Origin of the sequence: Burkholderia sp. HAN2018, from assembly GCF_024704855.1 — a bacterium.
In the GTDB taxonomy this organism is placed as follows: domain Bacteria; phylum Pseudomonadota; class Gammaproteobacteria; order Burkholderiales; family Burkholderiaceae; genus Burkholderia; species Burkholderia cepacia.
In genome coordinates, this window is record NZ_QOBB01000298.1 from 1 (window position 1) to 7,232 (window position 7,232).

At 67.4% G+C, this 7,232-nt stretch carries 6 protein-coding genes and 1 pseudogene; 4 read left to right on the top strand and 3 right to left on the bottom strand.

Annotated elements, in window-relative coordinates; translation table 11 throughout:
* The coding region (locus DPV74_RS37230) for a LysR family transcriptional regulator (protein ID WP_162923248.1) at positions 1–602 on the bottom strand (602 nt) is incomplete at its 3' end.
* Positions 603–763: 161 nt separating this feature from the next.
* Between DPV74_RS37230 and DPV74_RS37235 the strand changes: the two genes are divergently transcribed.
* Positions 764–1,741 (top strand): zinc-binding alcohol dehydrogenase family protein, encoded by a 978-nt coding sequence (locus tag DPV74_RS37235; RefSeq protein ID WP_059699712.1) that lies wholly within the window; start codon positions 764–766, stop codon positions 1,739–1,741.
* Between the two features lie 24 nt (positions 1,742–1,765).
* Positions 1,766–1,915 (top strand): annotated as a pseudogene (locus DPV74_RS37240) (DUF1427 family protein); the annotation flags it as partial.
* Between the two features lie 16 nt (positions 1,916–1,931).
* Here the strand turns inward: DPV74_RS37240 and DPV74_RS37245 are convergent.
* Complete coding sequence (locus DPV74_RS37245) at positions 1,932–2,957, bottom strand: transporter (RefSeq protein WP_059699710.1); 1,026 nt, start codon at positions 2,955–2,957, stop codon at positions 1,932–1,934.
* 205 nt (positions 2,958–3,162) lie between these two features.
* A complete protein-coding gene (locus DPV74_RS37250) occupies positions 3,163–4,119 on the bottom strand; it encodes a hypothetical protein (protein ID WP_059699708.1) in 957 nt (318 codons plus the stop codon).
* A 121-nt stretch (positions 4,120–4,240) separates the two neighbouring features.
* Here DPV74_RS37250 and DPV74_RS37255 point away from each other — a divergent pair, with 121 nt between their 5' ends.
* Complete coding sequence (locus DPV74_RS37255; protein WP_021161809.1) at positions 4,241–5,086, top strand: M15 family metallopeptidase; 846 nt, start codon at positions 4,241–4,243, stop codon at positions 5,084–5,086.
* Positions 5,087–5,387: 301 nt separating this feature from the next.
* On the top strand, positions 5,388–7,232 hold a 1,845-nt coding region (gene tssM, locus DPV74_RS37260; RefSeq protein ID WP_119338998.1), incomplete at its 3' end, for a type VI secretion system membrane subunit TssM.

The following is a 7,232-nucleotide window of genomic DNA, read 5'->3' on the forward strand; positions in this document are numbered from 1 at the left end:
ACCCCGTGCCAGGCGAGGCAGTCGTGCCCGGCGAGCGCGTCGGGCGTATCCGGCTCGCCGCGCCGCGCCAGATACGCCGCGCTCGCGCACAACACGCGCCGCTGCGGCGCCAGCACGGTTGCGACGAGGCGCGTGTCCTCGAGCGGGCCGATGCGCACCGCGAGATCGACGTCGGAGCCGAGCCGCGCGCCCTGCAGGTCGACCATGCTGTCGGTCAGCACGAGGTCGACCTGCAGCGCCGGATGACGCTGCATGAACGCGGCCAGCGCGGCCACCAGATGCCGCCGGCCGAACGGCGCCGGACAGTCGACGCGCAGCAGCCCGCTCGGCTCGTCGTGCTGGCTGTGCAGGTCTTCCTGCAGGCCGCGCAGCTCGGCCAGCATCCGCGTCGCGCGCCCGTACAGCAACTGCCCGGCCTCGGTGGGCCGCAGCGCATGCGTGGTGCGATGCAGGAGGCGGATGCCGAGCTGTGCCTCGAGCCGGTCGATGCGCCGCGTGACCGACGACGCGGCGACGCCCAGCCGGCGGGCGGCCGCCGAGAAGCTCTGCTGGTCGACCACGTCGACGAACAGCGCCAGGTGCGGGGAAAGGAAATCGTCCATTCGGTGCCTTCGGATTTGGCTATGCGTTCATCGCAAAACAATCATCCGCTTTTGCGGGTTTCCGCGTCAAACCGGGCCGACTAGACTGCGTTCATCCATTTCACTCGCTGCACGCCCCACCCCACCGGGCCGCGCGGCAGCCAACCGCCACGGAGATCACCATGCGCAGCATCCGCTTCGACGCCCCCGCCGCCGACATCGAGTCGCTCGACGCGCGGGTCAGGGAAATCGACACGCCCGTACCGGCCGACGGCCAGATGCTGATCGAGGTGCACGCGGCCGGCGTGAACCCGAGCGACGTGAAGGCCGCGCTCGGCCGCATGCCGCACGCGGTGTGGCCGCGCACGCCCGGGCGCGACTGGGCCGGCATCGTGCGCAGCGGCCCGGAAGGCTGGATCGGCGCGCCGGTGTGGGGCTCGGGCGGCGATCTCGGCGTCGGGCGCGACGGCTCGCATGCGCAATGGCTCGTGCTCGACGCGGCATTGGTGCGCCGCAAGCCCGCCGTGCTGACGCTCGACGAAGCGGCCGGCGTCGGCGTGCCGTTCGTCACCGCCTACGAAGGCTTGCGCCGCGCCGGCATGCCGACGGCCGGCGACGTCGTGCTCGTGTTCGGCGCGAACGGCAAGGTCGGCCAAGCCGCGATCCAGCTCGCGACCGCGCACGGCGCCACCGTGATCGGCGTCGAGCGCAGCGCCGGCGGCTATCGCGGCCATGCATCGGGCGACGTGCACATGATCGACGCGTCGAAAGAACCGGTGGCCGACGCGGTGCGCGCGGCGACCGGCGGCCGCGGCGCGGACATCGTCTACAACACGGTCGGCAGCCCGTACTTCGAAGCGGCGAACGCGTCGATGGCGATCGGTGCACGGCAGATCTTCATCTCGACGATCGAGCGCAGCGTGCCGTTCGACATCTTCGCGTTCTATCGCGGCCAGCACACGTTCGTGGGCGTCGATTCGCTGCAGCTCGGCGGCGCCGCGGTCGCGCAGATCCTCGACACGCTCGCGCCCGGCTTCGGCAACGGCACCCTGCGCCCGTTCCCGATCGGCGACGACTACGTCTATCCGCTCGAGCGCGCGCACGATGCGTATCGCGCGGTGCTGGCCGGTGCGCGCGAGCGCGTCATCCTCAAACCCTGACGCCGGATCACACGGGAGACCGCCATGACGGATTACGTGACTTCGCTCGCGGTGGGCCTCGGCGTCGGCGTGTTGTATGCGCTGCTGCACGTGCGCTCGCCGGCCCCGCCGCTCGTCGCGCTCGTCGGGCTGCTTGGAATGGTGATCGGCGAACGCGCGATCGCGCTGTTGCGCTGACGGGTCGATGCCGCTAGCGGTCGTCGCGCCGGCGGAATGCCCACCACGCGGCGAGTGCCGTGAAGCCCGCCACGAGCAGCACCATCAGCCAGAAGCCGTGCTTGTTCTCCGAGAACGGCACGCCGCCGACGTTCATTCCGAAGAAGCCGGCGACGATATTGATCGGCAGCGCGATCACGGTCACGAGCGTCAGCGTGAACAGCGTCCGGTTGTTCTGCTCGTCGAGACGCGAGCCGATCTCTTCCTGAAGCAGCTTGATCCGCTCGTTGAGCCCGGCCAGGTCGGCGAGCACCAGCGAAAACTCTTCGGTCGACTCGCGCAGCTCCTGCACGTCTTCCACGTGCAGCCACGCGGGCGGTTTCGCGAGCAGCCGGAAGATCGACCCGGGCTCGGGCGCGAGCATGCGCTGCAGGCGCGTCAGCGTGCGGCGCATCGCGCCGAGCTCGATGCGGCTCGACGTGAGCCGCTGCGACAGGAAGCGGTCCTCGATGCGATCGACGTCGACACTCGTGCGCCGCATGATCTGGATCAGCAGGTCGGCCTGGTCGCGCAGCAGGTGCACGAGCAGTTCCGCTGGCGACCGGAACTGCTCGCCGTCGCGCACGCACGCGCGCAGCGTGTCGACCGAACGCAGCGGCTTGAGCCGCGCGGTGACCATGATGCGCCGCTCGACGTGGACGAACAGCGTCGCGATCTCCGACGGCGTCAGTTCGAGGTTGAACATCACGTCGTTGACGATCGCGCGCAATGCGCCGTCTTCCTGCTCGATGCGCGTCGAGCGCGACCCTTCGTGAAGGAATTCGAAGAAGCTGTCGGGCAGACCGAGATGCGTGCGCATCCAGCGCTCGCTCGCGCCGTGCGCGAGATTGAAGTGCAGCCAGACGAAATCGTCCGACGCGCCATCGTGCTCGCGGCACGTGCGCAGCCACGCGGCGGCCGTGTCGGCATCGAGCGTCGCGCCGGATCCGCCCGGATCGAAGCGGAATCCGCACACCATGCCGGACGTATCGGCGCCGTAAGTCTGTACGATCAGGTCCATCGTGTCGAAGGTCGTGCGGCGCGCGGCGCGCCGCGCATCGCGGGTCGCGAGCCCGCGCCGGAAAAGGAAAGGAAACGTATGCCCGACGGGCGTGACGCGCCCGTGACAGCGTCACGCCGCATCATACCGGCCGATTCCGCGCCCAAAAGCAACGCGCCGCCCAACGGGCGGCGCAGGTGCGGCAGGCCCGCAAACGCGAGACGCGTTACTGCCGCGTCTCCGACTGCGCGGCGCTCGGGCACGCGGGATCCTTGCCCCAGTGACCTTCGCAGACGCGCCAGCGGCACAGTTGATCCTCGAAGAAACCGCGCTCCGAACATTCCTTCACACGCGATGCCAGCGAGCCGGCCGTCGCGGCCGTCTTGGTCGGCACGGCCTGCGCCTTCTGCGCGGCGAGTTTCTTGTCGGCGGGCTTCGTGCGCGCGACGAGCGCCGCGAGCAGATCCGCATCCGGATCGTCCTTCCCGGCCGCCTTCGCACTGCGGGTCGGCGTCGCGTCGCGACGCTTCTTCGCCTGCGCGAGCTCGGCCTGCTGTTCCTTGCGATGCTTGCGGGCCTCGGCCTTTGCGTCGGCCTTGGCATCGGCCTTCGTGTCGGTCTTGCCGTGCGCCGCGACCTTCGCGTTCTTCGCTGCGTCGGCCTTCGCGGTCTTGGTCGCAGCAGCAGCAGCGGCGGCCGCACCGGCCGTGGCCGTGCCCGATGCATCGTCGGCGCCGTTGGCGAGCGCGCGCGACAGGCGGCTGTTGTCCGCGGCGGACGCGGACGATGCGGAAGCAACGGTTCGGGAAGCTGCGTCGTCGTTGACGATCGTGGCCGGCTGCGCGGCGGATGCCGCATTTTGCGCGACCTGCACGGCAGCGTCGCTGGCCGCTGCGGCCTTCGCCGGTGCGGCGGCCGCGGGTGCGGCCTCGGCCGTGACGGCGGCGGCCTGCTCGCCCGAATGCTGCATGCGCCATGCGCCCCAGCCACCGACGGCAACCACCAGTGCAACGACGGCCGCGATCGGCGCCTTCAGCGAACGGCGCGGCGGTTCGGCCGGCGGCGTGACACGTCCTTCCAGATTCGCGAGAATGCGCGACTGCTGAGCTCCGTCGCCTGCCGGTTTGGTATCGGACAGCAGGCTGGGCGGAGTTTTCGAATTTGAATTTTCCGGCGCACTCATTCAGCGTCTCATTGAATCCTGGTTTAATTCACCGCGATAATATAGCCCGGCCTCTCGAAGCAGCCTGATTCTAAGAGCAAGCATTGCAAAACACAATCAATTCCAATTTCCGGGGATTTCGTTGATTGCCGTCGCACTTGTCGCCTATTTCGCCCTTGCCGTAGCAGTTGCGGCACTGTTGCTTTTACCGGGTATCCGCGCGACCGTTTTCGAATCCGTCGCCCAGTTTCACGGCCGTCTAACACGCCGTGCGAACGATCGCGCCGCGCGTACGCGAAGTCAGATTGTTAAATCGGCAAGCGTTACGCGAGGCGCTTTAAACGATGTGCAAAATTTACTGGTTCGGCGGCGCTTGATGATTATGGTATCGGCAGGTATTCTTGCGACGCCGCCATTGGTCGCCATTGCGTTACGCGGCCGGCAATTGTTCCAGTACGACGACACGGCGCGCGTGCCCGACGAGAAGATCGCCGCCCTGCTGCAGGGCGAACAGCTCGTACCGCCCCCGCCGCTGCCGCCGGAAGTCTTCGCCACCAAGGAAGTCGAACAGGTACGTCCGGCGCTGAAGGATGCAAGCCGCGACTGGAACCTGCTGGATCCGGATTTCCGTACGCGTTTGCTGCTGGTCTACAAGATCATGCACGAACAATATGGATATGAAATGGCGTTGCTGGAAGGTTACCGGAGCCCGGAACGGCAGAACCGGCTGGCGGCAATGGGCGGCAACGTGACCAACGCGGCGGCCTTCCAGAGTTATCACCAATTCGGGCTGGCGGCCGACAACGCATTCCTGCGCGACGGCAAGCTGGTCATTTCCGAGAAAGATCCGTGGGCGATGCGCGGCTACCAGTTGTACGGCCAGGTCGCCGAACAGGTTGGCCTGACCTGGGGGGGCCGCTGGAAAATGATGGATCTCGGGCACGTGGAATACCATAAACCCGGTTTTAAACTGGGACGCGGCAGCTAGCCAGGGCTGCCGGACAGGAAATAATGAGGGCGGCATGGGGCTTTTTAATATCCCGGCAGGAAACGATATGGGCGGCGCAAAAAATCATGCATTCCGGTGCGCGATTTTTTCCGGCCGCCGCTTCCGTTTTAAATCTCACAGCGTCCTTTCGTTAATGCGCGCGCCTTCTCCGATGCCGCGGGCGCATTGATGCCAGCCCCCTTCATCCCGTTTGACAGCATGGCGACACATCGCGGCGCCACCCTTGCCGCTCGACGCGCCTGCGTCGCCTCACCGAATCGCACCGGAACCTGAACGTCCTATGCAACGCATCCTCAACGTGCTGACTCATCCGCGTACGCTCTCGATCGTCGGGATCGTCGCGCTAGCGGCCATCCTCTTCATCGTCGCCGACATGCTCCAGCTGCCGCTCCTGTGGGCGGCGATCGCGTTCGCGGCGATCCTCGCGCTGTGGCTCGTCGTCGCGCTGTGGCGCCGCTGGCGCGTGAAGCGCGCGAACCAGCAGCTCGGCCAGGTGCTGGAGGAGCAGGCGGAAACCGGCAAGATCGCCGCGCCCGCCGCCGCCGCGCTCGCCCCCGACGCGAAGACGGCCGACCTCGACGTGCTGCGCACGCGCCTGTCGGACGCCGTGAAGACGATCAAGACGTCGAAGATCGGCCAGGTGTCGGGCGGCTCCGCGCTGTACGAACTGCCGTGGTACATCGTCATCGGCAACCCGGCCGCGGGCAAGAGCAGCGCCGTGCTCAATTCCGGCCTGCAGTTCCCGTTCGCGGACAAGAACAGCGCCGTGATCCACGGCATCGGCGGCACGCGTAACTGCGACTGGTTCTTCACGACCGAAGGGATCCTGCTCGACACGGCCGGCCGTTATTCGGTGCACGAGGAAGATCGCAGCGAATGGCTCGGCTTCCTCGGCCTGCTCAAGCGCTATCGCCCGAAGGCGCCGATCAACGGCATCATCGTCACCGCGAGCATCGCCGAACTCACCGGCAACCGCCCCGAATTCGCGATCAACCTCGCGAAAAACCTCCGCCAGCGCGTTCAGGAGCTGACGGAGAAGCTCGAGGTGTTCGCGCCGGTCTACGTGATGTTCACGAAGGCCGACCTGATCACCGGCTTCACCGAATTCTTCAGCAGCAGCGACAAGCACGAGTACGACCGCGTGTGGGGCGCCACCCTGCCCTACGAACCCGACGACAAGCGCGACGTGGTCGCGCAGTTCGACACGCACTTCGAGGAACTGTACGAAGGGCTGAAGGAAATCAGCGTCGCGCAGCTGTCGCTGTCGCGCGGCAACCAGCTGTCGCCGGGCCAGTTGAGCTTCCCGCTCGAATTCTCGACGATCAAGCCGTCGCTGCGCGCGTTCCTCGCGACGCTGTTCGAGAACAACCCGTTCCAGTACAAGCCGATCTTCCGCGGCTTCTACTTCACCAGCGCCTTGCAGGAAGGCGAAACCAACAGCGCGGCCGCGCAGCGCATCGCGCAACGCTTCGGCCTCGACGGCAGCGCGCTGCCGAAGCCGCACAGCGCGTTCTCGAAGAACGGCTTCTTCCTGCGCGACCTGTTCTCGAAGGTGATCTTCGCGGACCGCCAGACGGTGCGGCAGTTCGCGAGCCCGACCAAGACCCGGTTGCGCTATGCGACCTTCTTCGGCTTCGTCGCGGCGCTCGCGCTCGCGCTGGGCGGCTGGACCTGGTCGACGATCGGCAACCAGCAGCTCGTCGCGAACGTGCAGGCCGACCTCGACAACGTCACGCGCCTGCAACAGGGCCGCAACGACCTGCAGTCGCGCCTGCAGGCGATGGACATCCTCGAAGACCGGATCGAGCAGCTCGAGCAGTTCCGCCGCGACAAGCCGGTCTCGGTGTCGCTCGGCCTGTACCAGGGCGACCGTCTCGAGCAGCACCTGCTGACCGAGTATTACAACGGCGTGCGCCAGATCCTGCTGGCCCCCGTGTCGCAGAATCTCGCGTCGTTCATGAAGGACGTGAACGCGCACCCCGAACAGCTCGTGCCGATGACGCGCCCGCCCGAATCGGGCGCCGTGCAGGGTGGCGCGATTCCGGTCTCGACGAACGCCGCAGGCGCCGCGCCGCAGGCCGGTGCCGCACTGGCCGCGTCCGGCACCGCGCCGGCCGCCGCGCAA

What these genes read in the sequence shown, in the direction of transcription:
- DPV74_RS37235 (WP_059699712.1), top strand. Translation starts at nt 764, where the DNA reads ATGCGCAGCATCCGCTTCGACGCCCCCGCCGCCGACATCGAGTCGCTC.
- DPV74_RS37250 (WP_059699708.1), bottom strand. Translation starts at nt 4,119, where the DNA reads ATGAGTGCGCCGGAAAATTCAAATTCGAAAACTCCGCCCAGCCTGCTG.
- DPV74_RS37245 (WP_059699710.1), bottom strand. Translation starts at nt 2,957, where the DNA reads ATGGACCTGATCGTACAGACTTACGGCGCCGATACGTCCGGCATGGTG.